Source organism: Mesorhizobium japonicum MAFF 303099, assembly GCF_000009625.1.
Taxonomy (GTDB): domain Bacteria; phylum Pseudomonadota; class Alphaproteobacteria; order Rhizobiales; family Rhizobiaceae; genus Mesorhizobium; species Mesorhizobium japonicum.
Genome location: NC_002678.2, coordinates 845,007 through 866,669, shown reverse-complemented (window position 1 = coordinate 866,669; position 21,663 = coordinate 845,007). Strand labels below are relative to the sequence as shown.

Genomic DNA, 21,663 nt, shown 5'->3' with positions numbered 1-21,663 from the left:
TCTTGCGTCTGCGGATGCGGCGACGAACCCTAGAGATAAGGTCCAGATTTTAGCATCCGGTATTGCGTCATGCTACGTGACGATTCAGGCAGGATATTATACAGGTCTTGCGGCCCTAAGGTTACCACTTTTAGTCGCAGAGATTCTTGGTGTTGTAGAGTTAGGAGCTGTTATTCCAGTATTTCCTATAGCTATTGCTGTGCTGATTGCTGTGGGGGTCGTTGATTATTTTGGCGTCGGTGCAATCGACTATCTAGCGAAACAGATAGCCGGCAAGATCGAAGGATTGGCTTTTGATTTTGGCGCGCTAATATCACCGCTTTTCAACACATACCACGACCCGCTCGTCCTCGACCTCAACGGCGACGGCATCCACCTCTCGCCGTTGGCCGGCTCCACTGTCCATTTTGACTATGACGGTGACGGCTTCGCCGAACGTACTGGCTGGGTTTCGCCCGACGACGGTATCCTTGTGCGCGACGCCAATGGAAACGGCATCGCCGACGATGTGTCCGAACTCTTCGGCTCGTCTACACAGGACGGCTTTGCCGTGCTGGAAACTTTCGACACCAATGGCGACGGCAAGATCGATGCGTCCGACGCGGTGTTCAGCACGCTCCGGGTCTGGCGAGATCTCGACCAGGATGGCGTGTCCGATGCCGGCGAGATGATGACGCTGGCCGAGGCTGGCATCGTCTCGATTTCATTGACGCGAACCGATGTTGCGGGGACCAACTCTGGTCATGACGTGGGCTATGAGGCCGTGTTCACCCGCGCCGACGGCACGACTGGCAACGCACAGACCATCTATTTCCAGACAGACCGACAGGACACGCGCGCCGATAACACGCCCAATTTCACGCCATCGGAAGGCGTCGAGAAGTTGCCGCAGCTGGCCGGGTCGGGGCAGATCAATTCGATCGCCTGGAAAGCGACCCAGGATGGCGCCTTCAAGGCCGATTGGACCGCATTGACAGATGCCGCGGCGACACTGTCGCCGGAGCAGTTGCGTTCTGCCTTCGTGGATCTATTGCTGCGCTGGGCCTCCGTGGACGACGTCGCCGAGGGGACGCGCGGGCAATATGTCGATGCCCAGCATCTGGCCTTTGTCGAGAAGTTCTTCGGTGTCGGCTACAAGGAAGTCCACGGAGGAGGAGAGCAATGGGCAACCTCTCCGCAGATACAAGAGTTCGGCGCCAACATCGAGGCGAGCTTCGACCAGATCGTCGACGTCATGCTGACGGCGTTCCTGGCCCAAACGGCTGGAAGCACGATTGCGCGCGGCGGAGATTTGCTGACTGCGCTGGAAAGCCCCTATTTCTTCTATTCGCTGCTTGATTTCCGGCACGAATGGCCGGCGGGCACCCAGCCGCCGGAAACGCCCGGCAATGTCGGCATGGTGCTCGACCTCATCAAGGGGATAATGCCCGAGGCGGCGGGAGCGGCGGCAAGCTATCTGGTCAAGACGATCTCCGGATTGGACGGGATCGTGTCGGTTGCCTTCAATGGCGACCATGCAGCCTATCTGACGACCGCCACTCCTGTGCTGTCGACGATTGCCGACCATGACCTGCGGTTGATCGCCACGGAGATCGTTGGCGGAACGGCAGCACTTGGAACCCAGGGCGCCGATGGCTTGGTCCGTACCGACGGCGACAATGTGTTCGTCGGTGGCAAAGGCGACGACCTGCTGATCTCCGGCGCCGGCAGCGACCTGTTCGTTTATACGCGCGGCGACGGCACCGACTACATCCGCGACAGCTCAGCGTCGCTGGTAGAAAAAGACACTCTGTTCCTCACCAATCTGGCGGCAACGGACCTCACTTTCGAGCGGATCGGCGATACGCTAATCGTGAAGATTTCCGGCTCCAACGAAAAAATCATATCGGAGGATTTCTTCGCCAACTGGGGTGAGAAGGGCCTCGGAATCGACCAGATCCGATTTGCCGATGGTTCGCTGATGGATCGCGAGGCGATCCGCAGCCACACCACCACTGTCGGCGACGGCCGCGACAACCTCGTCCAGGATTCGCCGCTCAACGATGTCCTGCAGGGCGGCAAGGGCGACGACGAAATCAGGATCGGCGCCGGCAACGATACGATCCTCTATGCCGCCGGCGACGGGTTCGACGTCATCACCGACACCAGTGGCGTCAAGACGGAGATCGACAAGCTGGTGCTTGCCAATCTCAAGCCCTCCGACGTCGAGTTGTCCCGTGTCGGCAACGCGCTGACAATCAAGATCCTGGCGACCGGTGAAACCATCACGGATCAGTCGTTCTTCGTCCAGAGCGGGGCTCCATACCAGCTGAACGACTGGAACGACTATGGACGCGGCATCGACAGGATCCAGTTTGCAGGCGGTGCGGTGTGGGACCGCCAGACGATCCTCAAGGAGGCCTGGATCCGCGGCGACGACAAGGCGAATGGCCTTTCCGGCTCGGCCCTTAACGACACGTTCACCAGTGGTCGCGGCAATGACATCATGGACGGCGGCGTCGGCGCCGATACCTACATCTGGAAGAAAGGCGACGGTAGCGACTACATCGTTGACAACGTCAACAACTCCGCCGATATCGACAAGCTTATTCTCAGGGATGTCTACGTCAGCGACGTAAAATTCTCCTACAGCGGCGACAATCTCCAGATCAGCGTGCAGTCCACGGGAGAGGTCATATCGATCGCTGGCTTCTTCACTTCGGCCGGCAATCTTGTCGAAGATTGGGGACTGACCGCATACGGCATCGATCAGATCACGTTCGCGGGTGGGACGACGCTGAACAGGGAGCAGATCTTCCACAAGACGGGGGAAGACTACCTTGGCAGAGACTTCTGGACATGGTCAGAGTACGTCAATGGAAATTTGCAATGGGCCTATTTCACCGATGAATTCGGCAATTCCGGGCACATAATCGGCGACCCAGGTCATATCGGCAACAATGACGTGTTTTCGGGCTATGTCGATGCCCAAGGCAACGACAACTACGACAACGTGTTCCACGAAGTAGCGGGGCACAACTCGGTAACTGGAGGCAGCGGAAACGACTTTTTCACGGGCGGTGCCGGTAACGATTCCTTGGTGGGCCGCGGGGGCAACGACATCCTCTTCGGCGATGCGCCGCTAGACGGATACGGAAGCTCGGTCACGCCGGACGCCGCCGGCAATGATTACCTCGATGGTGGTGACGGCAATGATCTGCTCTACGGCGGCAAGGGAAACGACACGCTGGTAGGCGGAGCCGGAACCGACACGCTGATTGGCGGCGAAGGCTCGGATACGCTGATGGACTCAAGTGTCGAGAATGACACGTTCGATGGCGGCAAAGGCGACGACTTCATACAGGCTGGAATCTATCGTGGAACGGTCTTTGGAGGCGGTAATAGCGGAAGCGATACTTTCGTTTACCGCAAGGGTGATGGAAATGACGTTATCTCCGACGCCTCAGCATCCCTCGCCGAAGTAGACCGGCTGGTTCTGTCCGACATAAGGTCGGACCAGGTAGAGCTTTCCTACAGCGGTACCAGTCTTGTCATAAGGATGCTGGTGACGAACGAGACAGTCACCAGCGAGGATTTTCTTTATCAGGATGGGACAACGGGATCGGGCATCGATCAGATCGAGTTCGCCGATGGCATAATCTGGAATCGATCTCAAATGCGCGAGCATGCCGAGGCGAGCTGGCTGCGCGGCACAAGCGCACGCGACTGGTTGCAGGACAATTCGGCGTGGAACCAGACCTTCTATGGCGGCCTGGGTGATGACATCATCGTTTCCGCCAGCGGCCGAGGCGCTAACGGTGGTGTATCAAATGGCAGCGACACGTTCGTCTATGGTCGCGGCGACGGCAATGACATGATCTTTGATGGTTCTGCATCGACTACCGACGTCGACCGCCTCGTCCTCACCAACATCAAAGATGACGAAGTCGAAATCTCGAAGTCCGGCAACGACCTTCTCATCAAGGACATTGTAACCGGGCAGACGATCACCAATGAGGGTTTCTTCTGGGGTTGGGGCGTTGGCGTCGATTCCGTGCAATTCGCCAACGGTGTCGTCTGGGACAGGGGGACCCTTGCACACAATGTCGTGTACCGCGGAACCAACACCGGCGACACGCTTCAGAGCACGGACATCGCCGACGACACTTTTATCGGTGGTCTGGGCGACGACCGGATCATCTCGGCATTTTATCAAGGAAATACCGGAAACGACAGGTTCATCTATAATCTCGGCGACGGGAACGACACGATTTTCGACGGATCTCGTTCGCTTGAGGAGGTCGACACATTAGATCTCAGGGGCATCAATCCGGAGGATGTGGCGCTCTCGAGGAACGGTGATGACCTTTACATAACGATCATTCCCACCGGGCAGCGAATAATCGATCAAGGCTCCTTCTGGGGGCGGCCGATGTTCGGGCAAGGGCTCGATTGTTTCGAGTTTGCCGACGGCACGATCTGGAGTCGCGAAGACATCCGCTTCTGGGCTGAGGAAGGCTCTGCCTTCTTCGCGGGAAGCGGTAGCGACGACACGATCATCGGTTCCTATCTGGACCAGCGCATCGAAGGTGGTCGCGGCAACGATTTCATAGACGGAAAGGGTGGCGCCGATCTGATCTTTGGCGATACCGGCAATGACACACTTTCGTTGAGCGTTGCCGAACCTGGTGATGTCGATGCTCTCGACGGCGGCATAGGCATCGATACCGCGACATTTGAAAACTTCGGTGCGGCCATCCATGTCGACCTCGTCGAGAACGAGGGTGAGGCGAAGACCAGCGATGGTCCTTCATTGCAGGTTGGAGCCTTGCGGCTCGTGGCCACCTTGCGCGGTCTCGAAAACGTTACGGGCACGGCATTCAGCGACGAGATCCGTGGCGACGGCTCCGACAATTGGCTTGTCGGCGGGGCCGGTGACGATTTCCTGGACGGACGCTCGGGCAACGACACCTTGCTGGGAGGACTGGGCAACGACACGCTCGACGGCTATCTCGGCAATGACACCATGGCCGGAGGCGCTGGCAACGACACGCTGACGGGTGGTCTTGGCAATGACGTCTATGACTACACGTGCGGCGACGGGAACGATGTGATCTTCGAGACGCAGGTCGAAGCAGGTTCAGATGACAGGATTCGTTTGCACAGCGTCGACCCGTCGAAGGTGAGTTTCTCACGCCTCAACGGCAGCCTTGTTATCCAGATTGCCGAGAGTGCACCTGGTGCGGGCGATGCCGGAACCCTCACCGTCACCGGGCCTCAGAATGGCATCTATCATTACGACCAATACGGCATAGAAGGCATCCAGTTCGACAACGGCACCATTTGGAACAGCGACATCCTCCGGCAGATGTCAGTCTCCGATTCAGCAACCGATGGTGACGACGTTCTGGTCGGTAGCGCCGCTTCGGGGATAATGCACGGAGGCAAGGGCAACGACACCCTGGATGGTGCGAGCGGCAACGACAACTATGTGTATGCTCGTGGTGACGGCAATGACCTCATCACCGATGGGTATAACGACGTCGGTGACCGCCTGACCTTCACCGACATCAATTCCAGCACCGTCTCACTTGTGCGCAGCGGCAACGACGTTACGATTGTCATCGCCGAGAGTGCGCCAGGCGCCGGTGACGGTGGCTCGGTGAGGCTCAAGGACGCACTGGACGACGATCACAATCGGGGCGTCGACCAGGTTGTTTTCGCCGACGGGACGATTTGGACTCGAGCCGGCATCAGGGTCATGCTGTTGGATCAGACGGCCACGGTCGGCAACGACACCATAACAGGCTTCAATGTTGCCGACACCATCAGCGGCAAGGCCGGCAACGACACCATCGACGGGGCGGGAGGCAACGACAACTATGTCTATGCCCGTGGTGACGGCAACGACACTCTCACAGAAGGATATAATGACTACGGCGACCGTCTCACCTTCACTGACATCGATTCCAGTGCTGTCTCGATTGTGCGAAACGGCAACGACGTGACGGTGGTAATAGCCGAGAGTGCGCCGGGTGCCGGTGACGGAGGCTCGGTGGTTCTCAAGGATACTCTCGAAGACAATGCCGGCCGGGGTATCGACCAGATTGTTTTCGCCGACGGCACGAATTGGAGCAGGGCGCAACTGCGCGACATCCTGCTGACCGGCACCACGGCTGACGAGACGCTTGTCGGGTTTTCGAGGGACGATACTTTCCACTACGCGCGCGGTGGTGGCGACGACACCATCATCGACGGCGTTAACAACGGCTACAACGACCAGCTGGTGTTCAGCGATATCAATCCTGACGACGTCACGCTGGTGGGCATCGGCAACGACGTTAAGGTTGTGGTTGCGGAGAGCACGACAGGCGCCGGCGATGGGGGCTCGATCCTGCTCAAGGATGCGCTCGCTAACTACTACGGCCAAGGCATCGATAAGATCGTTTTTGCCGACGGCACCGCATGGACCCGGGATGATTTCCGGGCGGCCATACTCGGCCTAGGGGCCACCGCCGGAGATGACACGATCACGGGATCGAATTCCCCCGATACCATCACAGGCGGCAGAGGCAACGACACGCTGAACGGTGTCGGCGGAAATGACACCTACATCTACGCTCGCGGCGACGGCAACGATACGGTCACCGATGGCTCAGGCAACGGTATTAATGACCGACTGGTGTTTACTGACATCGATCCATCCATGGTAAGTCTGGTGCGCATCGGAAGCGACGTAAAAGTCGTGATTGCCGAGAGCTCACCGGGAGCCGGCGATGCAGGATCGATCGTGCTGAAGGACATACTTGGCGACTTCATCAGTCAAGGCGTCGACAAAATCCTTTTTGCTGACGGCACTGTCTGGACCAGGCCAACGATCGTTGGGAAGTTGGTGGATCTCCTTGGTACAACAGGCAACGACTCGATTAACGGTACGAGTGCGACCGACATCATAAGAGGTGCTGCCGGGAATGACACGCTGAACGGTGCTAGCGGTGACGACACTTACCTCTATGCCCGTGGCGACGGCAACGACACGGTCAACGAGGGCTTCTGGGACGTCAATGACCGGCTAGTATTCACCAACATCAACCGGTCTGGCGTTTCGCTTGTGCGCAATGGCAACGACCTGACCGTCGTCATCGCCGAGAGTGCGCCGGGAGCTGGCGATGGCGGCTCGGTGCTGATCAAGAATACATTGGACGACAACAACAGCTGGGGCGTCGAGAAGGTCGTGTTCGCTGATGGAACGGCTTGGACCCGCGCCGACATCCGGGTTGCTCTGCTCGATCAGGCGGGTACGACCGGCAATGACACCATCATCGGCTTCAATGTTGCCGATACGCTTCATGGCCGAGCCGGGAATGACACGCTGAACGGTGCTGGCGGTGACGACACTTACCTCTATGCCCGTGGCGACGGCAACGATACGGTCAACGAGGGTTTCTGGGACGTCAACGACCGGCTGGTATTCACCGACATCAACCCGTCCGGCGTTTCGCTTGTGCGCAATGGCAACGACCTGACCGTCGTCATCGCCGAGAGTGCGCCGGGAGCTGGCGATGGCGGCTCGGTGCTGATCAAAAACACATTGGACGACAACAACAGCTGGGGCGTCGAGAAGGTCGTGTTCGCTGATGGAACGACTTGGACCCGCGCCGACATCCGGGTTGCTCTGCTCAATCAGGCGGATACGGCCGGCAACGACACCATCACCGGCTTCAATGTTGCCGATACGCTTCATGGCCGAGCCGGGAACGACACGCTGAACGGTGCTGGCGGTGACGACACTTACCTCTATGCCCGTGGCGACGGCAACGATACGGTCAACGAGGGTTTCTGGGACGTCAACGACCGGCTGGTATTCACCGACATCAACCCGTCCGGCGTTTCGCTTGTGCGCAATGGCAACGACCTGACCGTCGTCATCGCCGAGAGTGCGCCGGGAGCTGGCGATGGCGGCTCGGTGCTGATCAAAAACACATTGGACGACAACAACAGCTGGGGCGTCGAGAAGGTCGTGTTCGCTGATGGAACGACTTGGACCCGCGCCGACATCCGGGTTGCTCTGCTCGATCAGGCGGGCACGACCGGCAATGACACCATCACCGGCTTCAATGTTGCAGACCGAATCTCAGGTGGCGGTGGAAATGACACGCTGACTGGTGGTGCGGGGAGCGATACCTTCATCTTCCACACCAACTTTGGCTCAGACAAAATCACAGATTTCGTGGTTGGGGCGGGCTCTCAGGATGTCATCCAGTTCGGCAACGACGTCTTCGCCGACTTCGCTTCCGTGCTCGCCGCCGCCACGCAGGTCGGTGCCGACACGGTGATCACCCATGACGCCGGCAATACGCTGACCCTGAAGAATGTTGCGCTGGCAAATCTTCATCAGGACGATTTCCAGTTCATCGCCGCCTGATGCCTGAACTGGAAATCATTTGAAGGCGATGCCGCAGTCCCGTCCGTCAGAGCCGCCGCGAACGACCCTCGCGGCGGTTCTTGGTTCCTTCCGGCGTGCCTTTGCCGGCATCGCGCTGATGAGCGGTGTCGTCAACATACTGGCGCTGACCGGCTCGTTCTTCATGCTGCAGGTCTATGACCGCGTCATCCCCGGGCGCAGCGTGCCGACGCTGGTCGGGCTTGCCGTGTTTGCCGGCACGCTGTTCGTCTTCCAGGGCGTGCTCGAACTCATTCGGTCGCGGCTGCTGGTGCGCATAGGCATGGGGCTGGATGCCAAGCTGAGCGGCCAGGTCTATGCGGCACTGATGCGGCTGCCCTTGCGCACCAAGCTCGCCGGCGACGGCCTGCAGTCGCTGCGCGACCTCGACCAGGTGCGGTCGTTCCTGTCGAGCGCGGGGCCTACGGCGCTTTTCGACCTGCCATGGATGCCGCTTTATCTCGGCATCTGCTTTCTCTTCCATTTCTGGATCGGCATGACGGCGCTCGCCGGTGCGATCATCCTGTTCAGCCTGACGTTGTTTGCCGAGGCCCGCACGCGCGAGCCCGCCAAGGAAGCCAACCGCCAGGCCGCCGCGCGCAACACCCTGGCCGAGGCGACGCGGCGCAATGTCGAGGTGCTGCAGGCGATGGGCTTTGGTTCGCGCATCGCCGGACGCTGGGCCGATATCAACGCCGAGTATCTCGGCACCAACGCCAAGGCGAGCGATCTTGCCGGCACGCTCGGAACCATCTCCAAGATCCTGCGCATGATGCTGCAGTCCGGCATACTGGCGATCGGCGCCTGGCTCGTCATTCACCAGGAGGCGACAGGCGGCATCATGATTGCGAGTTCCATCATGATGAGCCGGGCGCTGGCGCCGATCGAACTGGCCATCGCGCATTGGAAGAGCTTTGTCACCGCCCGCCAGGCCTGGGCGCGGCTCACCCAGCTGCTGGCGCTGCTTCCCGAGACGGCGACGACGGTTTCTTTGCCGGCGCCGACGGCCGCACTCGTGGTCGAAGGCATCAGCGTCACCCCGCCAGGCGAGCGGCGCGTGGTGGTGCAGGATGCGGGTTTTGCCCTGGAGAAGGGCGCCGGCCTCGGAATCATCGGGCCGAGTGCTTCCGGCAAATCCTCGCTGGTGCGGGCGATCGCCGGCATCTGGCTGCCGGGCCGCGGGGCCGTCAGGCTGGACGGTGCAACACTCGACCAGTGGTCGCCGGAAGAGCTCGGCCGGCATGTCGGCTATCTGCCGCAGGACGTACAGTTGTTCGACGGCACCATTGCCGAGAACATCGCGCGTTTCGAGCCCGAGGCGCCTTCGGACAAGATCCTGTCCGCCGCCCGTGCGGCGGGCGTGCACGACCTGGTCGTTCACCTGCCGGAAGGCTACGAGACACGCATCGGCGAGGCCGGATCGGCACTATCGGCCGGCCAGCGGCAACGGGTGGCGCTGGCGCGTGCGCTCTATGGCGATCCGTTCCTGGTCATCCTCGATGAGCCCAATTCGAACCTCGATTCCGAAGGCGAGGCCGCCTTGACCGAGGCGATCCAGGGCGTTCGCGCCCGCGGCGGCATCGCCGTCGTGGTGGCGCATCGTCCAAGCGCGCTGGCGAGCCTCGATCAGGTTCTGGTCATGGCCAATGGCCGGGTCCAGGCCTTCGGGCCCAAGAACGAAGTCCTGAACAAGGTCACCCGGCCGGGCGGCGTGCCGCTGAAGGTCGTGTCCGCGCCCGAGGAGAACGCATCCTGATGGCCGCGGCCCCAACCATCGACCGGACCATCCGGCGCTATCTGCTTGGCGGCGTGGCGGCTTGTATCTTTCTGGTCGGTGGCGCGGGCAGCCTGGCGGCGGTCACCGAGCTTTCCGGCGCCGTGATCGCGCCGGGCAAGCTGGTCGTCGATTCCAGCGTCAAGAAGGTGCAGCATCCCACCGGTGGCGTGGTCGGCGACATTCTGGCGCGCGAAGGCGATGCGGTGAAATCCGGCCAGGTGCTGATCCGTCTCGACGAGACGGTCACTCGCGCCAACCTGGCGATCGTCACCAAGGGGCTCGACGAATTCGAGGCGCGGCTGGCCCGTCTCGAAGCCGAGCGCGACGACCGTGCCGGCATTGCCTTTCCGGCTTCATTGACATCGCGGCGCGATGACCCCGCCGTTGCGCGCGCCATGGCGGGCGAACAGTCGCTGTTCGAGTTTCGCCGGCAGGCCCGCGCCGGGCAGAAGGCGCAGTTGGAAGAGCGCATCGCGCAGCTTGCAGAGGAGGCCTCGGGGCTCACCGAGCAGCGGACGGCCAAGAGCCGGGAGATCGAACTGATCGGCACCGAGCTCGAAAGCATCCGCACGCTCTGGCTGAAGAAGTTGGTCTCGATCGACCGCATGACGGCGCTGGAGCGCGACGCGGTGCGGCTCGATGGCGAGCACGGGCAACTGACGGCGTCGATCGCCCAGTCAAAGGGCCGTATCGCCGAAACCCGGTTGCAGATCATCCAGGTCGACCAGGATCTGCGCAGCGAGGTCGCGACCGAGCTGCGCGATGTTCAGGGAAAAATATCCGAATTCGTCGAACGCAAGGTGTCCGCCGAGGACCAGCTCAAGCGTATCGACATCCGCAGTCCGCAGGATGGCGTGGTCCACCAGCTTGCCGTCCATACGATCGGAGGTGTCATTTCGCCGGGCGAGGTGATCATGCTCGTGGTGCCGGTGGCGGATGATCTGACCGTCGAGGCCCGTATTGCCCCGCAGGACATCGATCAGCTCTCGCTGGGCCAGGACGTGGCCCTAAAACTCTCGGCGTTCAATCAGCGCGTGACACCGGAACTGAGCGGTGTGGTCAGCGAGATCTCCGCCGATCTCAGCGTCGACGAGCGCAGCGGCGCGAGCTTCTACACGGTTCGCGTCAGCCTGCCGCGCACGGAGCTGAAGAAACTGAAGGGCCTGACCCTGGCGCCAGGCATGCCTGTCGAGGCGTTCTTCGCCACCGGCAGCCGAACCATGCTGTCCTATCTGGTAAAGCCCCTGGCCGATCAGATAGCGCGGGCGTTCAGGGAAGAGTGACACTCCTCCTGAGCTCTGGAGGGTTGTCAATATAATGACCGCTTTCGGCCTTATCGCTCCGTAAGCTGACGGACCGCTCTCGGCCCATTTCAGTCCTCCCGATCACAGGCAGGGGCGTGAGATCGGCATTGCATTGTGAGGCAGGGAAGGGCGCAATTCTTCCCCCAAATAGCGACCTCACAGGACAACTGCCTAATTCTGTTTTCGATCAACCCGGCGCGCGCCGAGTTTGCTCCGCGAAAGAGATGCTCGAGTCACGCCTTTTCAAAGTGATTTTGATTCGAGCGTGACCCGGCGTGATCCACCGTTCCCGACGGGTATCGAGCGGGTTGCTTGTGGAACTCCCTCTCGCTGTAAGCTATCTTATTGAAAGATATTGTAAAAATGCCTATGTTCGAGAACGTGAGGAGCGGCCTCTGGGGGCGGTATTGGATGCTCCTTCCGTCACTAACCACGCTCACTCAGCGCCGTTCATGCTGAATCGCTTTGACGCACGGCACGCCACTGTATTCTTTTTATCCCACGTCTCCAGTTCCTCAATTGGGTACAACACGGCTTTGCCAAGCTTGACGTACGCCGGTCCAATCCTCTTGGCTCGCCAATTTCGCAGCGTTCCGAGAGAGATGCTCCCGCGATAGCGTTCCGAGACTTCCTCAGCAGTCAAAAATTTCCTGTTGTCCATCAGGCTCCCCAAATGTCCGACGTCGGGAACATGGGAGCTGGCTCGAGCACGCTCCCACACCCTTGGTCATGCAGTTGCGCGGCCATGAGTGGGTATGTGCATCGGAAACAAAAGCCGCTGAATGAGGCAGTAGAAGCAGGGGATATGTCTGGATAGAAATCGGATCAATTGCCAACAGAGTGTGGTCGGTCGACCCGGGCCAACCGGAAAATGAGGAGTGCGATCACCGGTCCCATCGCCTCCGCCAATTAGTGCTTGGGTTGATGTCGGAGGCGAACTGGATGAGGCGACGCCTTTCGCCGAGTTTGAGCTAGCCTAGAAGGTTGAGCGGGGCCCGCGCAAGAAACACAGGCGAACTACTCTCGAAATCTCATCCCCATTTTGCAATCTAGAAGTGACGGGATAGTCAGAGGATGAACGCTCGGTGACCACGGCACGAGCTATGAGCCGAGGCGGTCGTCGATCGTCGCCAAGCGCCCGATGACAGTATCAGTTGCAGAGCCCCGCTAGGAAAAAGGCCGGCACCCTCGCTGGGAGGTTGCCCAAATGGCACCGGCCAGACGGTCCTTTTCAGGTCCGCCGGTCTCAAAACATAGCTGAGCCTTTCCGTCGCGTCAGGTGGCGGCGGACTACGCTTTGACGTTCCGCTTCCTTGCCTTCTTGGCTGGTGCGACGGGTTCAGCCTTGCGGCCAAGTCCGATGGACTTCGCCAGTTGCGAGCGCTGAGCAGCGTAATTCGGAGCTGTCATAGGGTAGTCGTGCGGCAAGTTCCATTTGGCGCGATAGGCGTCCGGTGTCAGGCCGAAGTCCGTGCTAAGATGCCGCTTCAGTGATTTGAACTTTTTGCCGTCTTCCAGGCAGATAATGAAGTCCGGCGTCACCGACTTCTTCGGGTTGACCGCGGGAGTTTGCGGCTCAGCGACCGGTGGGATGGGCGTGCCAAGTCCGGACAGCGAAGCATGAACCGATGCTATCACGTCCGGCAAGCCAGAAACCGGCAATGGATTGTTGCTGACATATGCTGAGACAATGTCGGCGGTTAGCTCAGCTAGTTCGGCAGAGCGCGTATCGGATTCGTTGGTCATTGGTGGTCCTTTTGCCTGATTTATCCCCTCTCTATTGGCTGATGATCAACGACGCAACCGTCTGCTTAAGCCCGATCTATCGAACTGCAGTGGAGCCAATGCAGAATTCGTAAGGTCTTCGGACAACCCTTTGATGTTATTTCCGAAGTAGTTCCTGCCGTAGGGCGAATGAGGCTAGTGGAGCGAAGTTGCCTGCCCAGCGTCCGGTTTGGCTGGGGTTCCTGGAAGCTTTTCGAACTTTTTGGGTCGCGCTTCAGCCCGAGTTGCGGGTGCTTATGGACAAAGTGGGACGCTAGATACGGTTTTTGGATAGTTTTGAGGGTGGGCATCGACTTCTGGTACATGCGCCAGATAGCGCGTCAGCAAAAACTTCCAAGCGTGCTATCTTTTGAACGGCTGCTTTGCGCCCAATGTAAGTCGTTGAGCAGATCCTACCCCTATCCTAAAAGCGGACATCCGAGCGAACAGCCGACGCGGCACGTTTGCGCCAGTTCCCCGACATCGCCAACCAGCTTCGCAACTGGTCTTGTAGGCGGCTTCTTCCGCAGACGATCTAATTACACTGCACGTCATGGCGGGGCACATTCCCTTCATCTGTGCTAATATAGCAACCATGCGCGGCCGTGTACAAAGTACGGCATTCGCATGTTGGGACTGCAACCAATGGGGAGCACATGATCCGCAAGGCGCTTCTTTGGTCGGCTGGATCGTTACTTGCCGGGCTCATGACCCTGTCCGCGCAAGCTGCCGACAAGGTGGTCAACCTTTACGACTGGTCGGACTACCTGGATCCCACGGTCATCGACGACTTCACCAAGGAAACCGGTATAAAGGTCGTGTACGACGTTTTTGACTCCAACGAGATCCTCGAGACCAAGCTGCTTACTGGCGGCTCCGGCTACGACGTCGTCGTGCCGAGCGCCAGTTTCCTGGCCCGCCAGGTCGAAGCCGGCGTCTTTCAGAAGCTGGACAAATCGAAGTTGCCCAACATCGCCAACCTGTGGGACGTCATCGAGCAGCGCACCGCCAAGTACGACCCGGACAACCAATATTCCGTGAACTACATGTGGGGCACGGTGGGTTTGGGGTACAACACCTCGAAGATCAAAGCTGCGCTTGGTGTCGACAGACTCGACAGTTGGGACGTCTTCTTCGATCCCGCGAAGCTGAAGAAGCTTGCCAGTTGCGGAGTCTATGTGGTCGATTCGCCCACCGAAATCCTGCCCATCACGATGAATTATCTTGGACTGAACCCGGAGAGCACCTCGCCGGAAGACTTCGGTAAGGCCGAAGAGGCGTTGATGCGTATCCGCCCCGACGTCCGCAAAATCGAGTCGTCCGGGTACATCAACGCTTTGGCGGACGGCGATATTTGCCTCGCGATTGGCTGGTCGGGCGACGTCCTGAAGGCGCGCGATCGCGCCGCTCAAGCCGGTAACGGCATCACAATCGCCTACTCGGTACCTCGGGAAGGCACCGTCATGTGGTTCGACCAACTGGCAATCCCAAAAGATGCACCGCACGCGGACGAAGCGACTGCGTTCATCAACTACTTGATGAAGCCTGAAGTCGCCGCCAAGAACACGAATTATGTGTTTTTCGCCAATGGCAACAAAGCTTCACAAAAGTTCGTTGAAAGAAGCATTCTTGGCGACCCGGCGATCTATCCAGACGATGCCACCCTAAAGAAGCTTTTCACAGTCTTTCCGTACGATCAGAAGACGCAGCGCGTGGCTACGCGCACCTGGACGAAAATCGTGACGGGTCACTGATTGGCGGCAGTTTCGCTTCGGAGTTCATCGCTCATCCGTCAATCCGCAATGCCTGCTTTCCGCAGGCCCTCCAGCCAGTGCTCCAAGTCCTCTTGGCGGCGATATGGTGAGTCGCGCTTGTAGTCCGACAGAGTGAAACCTGGTTTGCATTGAAGGCATCTGCCCCAGGCCGATCGTGCCTCTTCGGCCCGTCCTAGCTGGCCTAAACATGCAGCCAGATTGGCAAATCCCCGATCATAGTTGTTGTTATCCCAACGGCGGAAAGACCGCAGTGACGCCTCATAGTCGCCGAGTAGATAATGCGTAAAGGCGAGTAGCTCGTGGATATCGCGGTCTTCTAGCGGATTGAGCCGTTGCAGCCGCTCGCCTATCTCGCGAGCCCTGGCGAGCTGACCGTCCCAAAGAGAGATGTAGCCAACCCAGTTGAGTGCCAAAGCATTTGTAGGTCCGAGGACGAGTGCGCGTTGCCCATGGGTCTCAGCAGCCTCGAAGTCGCCTTTCCATGCGTATAGAGCAGCAACAACCGCCTCTGCGAGTCCGCTGGCATCGCCGAGTTCAATCGCTCGCAAGGCCGACTGCATCGCCAACGCCTTGAGACCCCCGTCGGCCCTGAAGGCGGAGAGCGTCGCGTAGGCGTCCGCTAAGCATGCATGCCCCCGCGCCGAATCGGGCTGCCCGCGAAGAGCCAACTTAAAGAACTCGATAGCGGCGATGGTGTCGTCTTCCGTAAAACGGTGCGCGGCCTCCATACCGCGCAGGAATGCGTCATAAGCACCAAGGCTTGTTTTCGTCTGCCTGGCCCGGGCGATTTCTGCGGTTCCAACCTTGCCGACCAGTGCCCAGGCGATTCGTTCTGTCACCTCGTCCTGGACGGCGAAGAGGTCGTCGATGCTTCGATCATAACGCTCAGCCCACACGTGATTTCCGGACGAAGCCTCTATTAGCTGCGCCGTGATCCTTACCCGTGCTCCAGCCTTCCGAACGCTCCCCTCGACGACGTAGCGTACCCCCAGCTTCCTTCCCACCTCAGTAGTGTTTACGGACCTTCCCTTGAAGACGAATGATGAATTGCGAGCGATCACAAACAGGCTTTGGCTCCGGCTCAGTTCCGTGATCAGGTCTTCAGTTATTCCGTCCGAGAAATACTCCTGTTCAGGATCCGCCGACATATTGGCAAAGGGAAGCACGGCGACCGACGGCTTGAACGGAAGCGGCAAATCGTTCGCCGAGGCGATGGCGACCGGACCTTCTTGTGCCTGCTCTCCCGTGCCTACCCGGTAGGCACGAACCGCCCCAGCTATGTTCTTCATCGTATGATCGCCAAGGTCGATGAACTCGTAAGGGAGTTTGCCACTTACCTGATCATAAACGCTGCGCCCAATGACGACGCCTCCGGGCTCGCTGACCTTTTCCAGCCTTGCGGCGACGTTTACGCAATCGCCGTAGATGGTCGTCTCATCCAGGATGACCTCACCAGCGTTGATGCCCATTCTGAAGGCCATGCGCCGTTCCGACGGAAGGTCAGTGTTGCGCAGCGTTATTCGCTCTTGGGTCTCGACTGCGAACTGCAAGGCATCGACAGCGCTGGGAAATTCGATCAGCATACTGTCACCAGCGGTGCCGACCAACCGACCCCTGAATTGCGCGATCTTTGGATCGATCACTTCGGCGCGCAGCGCCTTTAGATGGAAGAGAGTCCCTGCCTCATCGGCCCCCATCAAACGCGAGTAGCCAGCTACGTCCGCTGCCAAAACCGCCACAAGCTTTCGTTCCGGGCGCGCCACGATGCCTCCTATTGGGAGCTTAGCACTCGCATCTATGCGCAACTAGCCGCCATAGAACGTCCGCACAACTGGGCAGAACTTCCACTATCCTTCTTCGGACACCAGAAACCTCATTCCGCTGTCAGCCGAGAACCGACTCAGAGCTATCTTCCTTTGGCTTGGCAGTAGTGCCAGACTGGATGGAGGGAGCACGACATGAGGGAGACCCGCAAAATAGCAGCGATTCTGGTCTCGGATGTAGTCGGCTACAGCCGACTAGCCGGCGTGGATGAAGATCGCATCTTGGCACGGCTGCGGGCGCTGCGCAGCGATCTCATCGACCCCACCATCGCCGTTCATCGAGGTCGCGTCGTCAAGCGCACAGGTGACGGGAGCCTCGTCGAGTTCAGCAGCGTGGTGGAAGCAGTTCGATGCGCGATCGAAGTGCAGAACGCCATGCTCGAGCGCAATGCCGGGGTGCCGGATGATCGTCGCATCGAGTTCCGGATCGGCATTCACCTGGGCGACGTCGTGCAAGAACGCGATGGCGACCTGATGGGCGATGGCATCAATATCGCTGCGCGCCTGGAAGGCATTTGCGAACCCGGCAATATCTGTCTTTCCGAGCAAGCCTACTGGCAGGTTAAGTCAAGGCTCGATATCGCGATCAACGATCGCGGTGCGGTTCAGCTCAAGAACATCGCCGAGCCAGTCCGGGTCTATTCGCTACAGGTCGGCGTTCCCACCAAGGCAAAGCCCGCGGCACCAGCTGAGCCCCTTGTTCTAGAGAAGTTTTCGCAGCCGCTTGCACCGCCCGACAATCATTCGATTGCTGTGCTGCCCTTCATCAACATGAGGGGCGATTCCGAACAGGAGTTTTTCACTGACGGGCTGACGGAGGACATCATTACCGATCTGTCGAATGTGTCCGGCTTCTTCGTCATCGCCCGCAACTCCACCTTTGCCTATAAAGGGAAGCCCACCGACGTCCGTCAGATCTCTCGCGATCTGGGCGTCAAATATATCCTCGAGGGCAGCGCCCGGCGATCCAACAAGCGGTTGCGCGTCAATGTGCAGCTTATCAATGCGGGAGAAGGCGGCAACCACGTGTGGGCCGAACGCTTCGACCGCGAAATTGCCGACATCTTCGATGTTCAAGACGAGGTGACGCGACGCGTTGTTGAAGCGATTTCTGGCAAGCTTGGTGAAAAGAAACTTGTTGCCCGTTCCCGACCGTCAAATCTCGAAGCCTATGATCTTTGTGTTAGGTCGCGAGGCAAGTGCAACAATTCCAGGTCGGACAACCGTGAGGCATGTGCTGACCTGGAACGTGCCATTCAGATCGATCCAAACTACTGCGAGGCGCACAGCAATCTTGCCATCTCACTGCTGTTTGGCTGGATTATCTGGGGAGAGCCACAGGAACCCGGCCGCGCAAATGCTCTGATACACGCGCAACGGGCCGTGGAAATCGATCCCGACGATTCCCACGCTCGCAGGATCCTGGGCTGCGTTCAGCTTTATGAGCGCAACTGGGATGAAGCAAAATCCCAATTCGATGCTGCCGTTCGGCTTAATCCCAACAATGCAGATGCGGTTGCATGGATGGGTGAGCTTCAAATCTACTTAGGCGATCCGCAAGCGGCGCTGAGAGCTTGTGGCGCGGCGCTCCGTATAAATCCTCGTCCGCCCGGTTGGTATTTCTGGATCATGGGAATTGCGCAGATTTCCTCCGGTCACTACGAAGAAGCTGTTGCGTCCTTGAGCCGGGAAGAAACGTACGGGACGGGTTCGAGGGAGCACCTGGTTCCCGCGCTTGCCCTCGCCGGTCGCGTTCCTGAGGCGCAGGAGGAAGCTCGCCTATTCCTAGCGGGCAATCCAAAATGGAGCGTCAGTGATTTGGTGGCGGCCTCACCCTTCAAGAGCCCGAGCGATGCGCAGCCGTTTGTGGCTGGCGTCTGGCGAGCTTGCTGGACTGACGGCGCCTCGAAGCGGATTGAAATCGGCAAGAACTGTTCCGTCGGGACAATCGAAGGTATTCGAGGAGATCGCCACTATCATGAGCGCTCAAGGCTTGCCCAGCGTTCTCGCGTTTGAACGCTACGACCCGACTGACGCCTCGCTAGACTGGCTGCGCGAGCGTGGGGTCAACGTCATTTTCGGCAATGCGCTCTGGGAAATGCCGTTCAAGCGCTTCACCGAGGATGAGCTGATTGCCAAGGCGCATGGCTGTATCGCCTTGATGGGGGCAAGCGGCACCCGCATCACCAGGCGCGTGATGCAGGCGCTTCCGGATCTGCGCTACATCTCAAAATATGGCATTGGCGTCGACAGCATCGACATCGACGCCGCCACTGAGCACGGCATTCTGGTTTCGAGTACGCCGAACGATTTTCAGATCTTCACGGTCAGCGAGCACGCGGTCGCCCTGATGCTGGCGGTTGCCAAACAACTTGGCACGTGGACGCCCGAATTCATGCGGCGTGGCGGGTGGCGCGGCCTGACACACGGCGCGACGCTGCGCGGCGCCACCGTCGGCATCGTCGGCCTCGGCCGCATCGGCCGTGGCGTGGCGCAACGGCTGTCGGGCTGGGAGGCCCGCATCCTTGCCTATGATCCCTTCCTGAAGGAAGCGCCTCCAGGCATCGAACTCGTCGACTTCCCCACCCTGGTGGAGCAATCCGACTTCCTGACGCTGCACGCAACGCCGAGCCCGGATAACCATCACATCCTGAACGCTGCCGCGTTCGCGAAGATGAAACCGTCAGCTATCGTCGTGAACACCGGGCGCGGATCGCTGATCGACTACACGGCCCTGCGAGCAGCGCTGGCCAATGGCCAAATCGCGGGTGCGGCTCTCGACGTGTTCGACCAGGAGCCGCCGAAGACCGACGATCCGCTGTTTTCGCTACCCAACGTCTTGTGCACGCCGCACGTCGCCGCCTGGACGACTGAAGGAACTCAGGCCATCGGCTGGCATGCGGCCAAGAACCTGTGGGCGATGATGAGTGGCGAAGGACATGCCGATATCGTCAACCCGCAAGCCAGGCAGCGCAGGAGTGCGGCCTTGCTCGGCGACGTGTGATTCCACGAGGCTTCATGAATGCCCAACACCCCTCCTGGCTTCAGGTTCGGACTGGTGGGCGAGGGGGACCTCAGGGAAGAAACTGTAAACAGGCCGAAGAGCTTAAAGGCGTCTCTGCGGCTAGCGCAGGAGGTTGTCATGGTAAGACACCCCCATCCTCCGCAATTACCGCATCTGCCTCGACATTCACGGGAGGCACGATGATCAAGGATGCGGGAAAGTCGAGAACTGCACTCGGCACAGAGCCGCCGGGCCTGGCTTTAGAACCATCCAATAGCTGGTAGCGCTGATTGACGTGGTGGCGTGAATGGCAAGGTCCACCCTCGCGTTGAAGTGATCGAAGCCTCCGGCGAATGGTTCATCCGTCTGGTCGAAGACGACCGAGAGCTAACCCGATCATTTGAGATGGAGCCTCGAGATGGAAACCTTCGCCCTAAGCTATGAGAAGACCGGTCGTTTCGCTTCATCGATTGTCGGCTCTGCTATGACGCGCTTGGTGGCGGGCGGGAGGACTGCTTATTTGCGATTTCGCCCCATAAGCAGACAGTCCGCTAGCGGCCCCCTAGCGGTCATTCGGTCCAATCGCCTCAGGATAGGTATGGCTCACGCGACCGACATGTTGTTAGCGTCTCACGACAGCCGTGCTTCCCCTGACAATCAGCCTAATGGACAGTTCCCGTTGTCTGAGATGCAGTCGCTGCGATGGTGAGGCCAGGATGTAGTCGGCGGCAATCCGGCCCATGTCGCGCGCGGGCACCTCCAATGTGGTCAGTTCGGGCGAGGTCAATTCTGCAATCTCCAGATTGTCGAATCCGACAACCGAAACCTCCTGCGGGACTGCGATGCCTTCGGCGTGGCAGTACTTGATGGCGCCGGCGGCAAGGATATCACTGCCGCAAAATACCGCGGTTGGTCTTCGGGGGGCTTCCATCAGCCGCCGCATGCAGGTGCGGCCGTCATCCAGCCTGTAGGCTCCCTCGACGACCGGAACCATGCCTTGATCGATGCCGGATCGTTCGAGTTCGTTCAAGAAACCGTCGCGGCGACCTGCCGCGCGATCATTGTCCTGGGTGATGCCGGCGATCATTGCGAATTTGGTGTGCCCGAGGTCGAGCAAGTAACGGGCGGCGGTTCGCCCTGCCTTTTCGTTGTCGAACCCCACGGCCGCACCTGCCGCCGTCGCCGTCGACGTGTAGGTGTAGACATAGTTGATGCGCTTCTTTTCGAACATGGCCAGAGTGGCTGGCCGGTGCGTTGACCCGACAAGCACCACTGATTCGACCCCGCGCTCGACCAGCAGACGTGCCTGCTCGTATTCAAGTTCGATATCGTAGCCCGAGGTGTTGATGATGAGCGAAACATCTTTTTCGGAAAGCCGCGCCTGAAGTCCATCGACCATCGTGGCGTAGATAGCGTGGTCCAATGTGGGGATGATCGCGCCGACTAACCTTGTCCGGGTCGACCGCAGAGCTCTGGCGGAACCATTGGGCACGTAGCCGAGATCACGCGCCGCCCGGACAACACGATCCCGCACGACCTCGTTCACGTTGGGATTGCCGTTGAGCACGCGGGAGACGGTGGCCGGCGAACAGTTCGCAAGCCTGGCCACGTCAATCAGCTTTGCTCCGCCATCCTCGATATCCATTGAGCCTCGAATCCGACGGTTTTCGAGAAACCGTTTTCCTAATGACACACTTCTTTTCTGAAGGCTACACCATCTTTCTTTGACAAAGCCTTTCAAATTGGGCTTGACAGCTATAAGAAAAGGCGTGAAAACGATTTCACAAAGGCGCA

General features: G+C 59.4%; 10 protein-coding genes. 6 read left to right on the top strand and 4 right to left on the bottom strand.

Translation table 11 applies throughout. The features are described from left to right. The first annotated feature begins 199 nt into the window (after nt 1-199). The 3 genes from MAFF_RS41140 to MAFF_RS05280 are packed head-to-tail and all read left to right on the top strand — an operon-like array spanning nt 200 to nt 11,482. Nucleotides 200-8,404 (top strand): calcium-binding protein, encoded by an 8,205-nt coding sequence (locus tag MAFF_RS41140; protein WP_044547789.1) that lies wholly within the window; start codon nt 200-202, stop codon nt 8,402-8,404. A 28-nt stretch (nt 8,405-8,432) separates the two neighbouring features. Then, entirely contained in the window at nt 8,433-10,178 is a 1,746-nt protein-coding gene (locus MAFF_RS05285) for a type I secretion system permease/ATPase (RefSeq protein WP_010909849.1), read from the top strand. After that, nucleotides 10,178-11,482, top strand: coding sequence for an HlyD family type I secretion periplasmic adaptor subunit (locus MAFF_RS05280; RefSeq protein WP_010909848.1), 1,305 nt, complete (start codon nt 10,178-10,180; stop codon nt 11,480-11,482). Before MAFF_RS05285 ends, MAFF_RS05280 begins: the two co-directional genes overlap by 1 nt. A 457-nt stretch (nt 11,483-11,939) precedes the next feature. Here the strand turns inward: MAFF_RS05280 and MAFF_RS05275 are convergent, their stop codons facing one another. After that, the gene (locus tag MAFF_RS05275; protein WP_044547785.1) at nt 11,940-12,164 is read right to left on the bottom strand and encodes a helix-turn-helix domain-containing protein; all 225 of its coding nucleotides are present in this window, start codon (nt 12,162-12,164) and stop codon (nt 11,940-11,942) included. Between the two features lie 629 nt (nt 12,165-12,793). Then, complete coding sequence (locus tag MAFF_RS05270; RefSeq protein WP_010909847.1) at nt 12,794-13,249, bottom strand: MucR family transcriptional regulator; 456 nt, start codon at nt 13,247-13,249, stop codon at nt 12,794-12,796. A gap of 674 nt (nt 13,250-13,923) precedes the next feature. Between MAFF_RS05270 and MAFF_RS05265 the strand changes: the two genes are divergently transcribed. Next, nucleotides 13,924-15,021 carry a polyamine ABC transporter substrate-binding protein gene (locus tag MAFF_RS05265; RefSeq protein ID WP_010909846.1) on the top strand — a complete coding sequence of 366 codons (1,098 nt, stop codon included), beginning with the start codon at nt 13,924-13,926 and terminating at the stop codon, nt 15,019-15,021. Nucleotides 15,022-15,059: 38 nt separating this feature from the next. Here MAFF_RS05265 and MAFF_RS05260 read toward each other — a convergent pair whose 3' ends face one another. Continuing rightward, complete coding sequence (locus MAFF_RS05260; protein WP_010909845.1) at nt 15,060-16,805, bottom strand: adenylate/guanylate cyclase domain-containing protein; 1,746 nt, start codon at nt 16,803-16,805, stop codon at nt 15,060-15,062. A gap of 195 nt (nt 16,806-17,000) precedes the next feature. Here MAFF_RS05260 and MAFF_RS36595 point away from each other — a divergent pair, with 195 nt between their 5' ends. Then, entirely contained in the window at nt 17,001-18,881 is a 1,881-nt protein-coding gene (locus MAFF_RS36595; protein ID WP_010909844.1) for an adenylate/guanylate cyclase domain-containing protein, read from the top strand. Further along, nucleotides 18,844-19,869, top strand: a complete 1,026-nt coding sequence (locus MAFF_RS05250; RefSeq protein WP_010909843.1) for a hydroxyacid dehydrogenase — start codon at nt 18,844-18,846, stop codon at nt 19,867-19,869. The genes MAFF_RS36595 and MAFF_RS05250 overlap by 38 nt, the downstream gene beginning before the upstream one ends. A 622-nt stretch (nt 19,870-20,491) precedes the next feature. Here the strand turns inward: MAFF_RS05250 and MAFF_RS05245 are convergent. Beyond that, a complete protein-coding gene (locus MAFF_RS05245; protein ID WP_244420724.1) occupies nt 20,492-21,610 on the bottom strand; it encodes a LacI family DNA-binding transcriptional regulator in 1,119 nt (372 codons plus the stop codon). Nucleotides 21,611-21,663 lie beyond the last annotated feature (53 nt).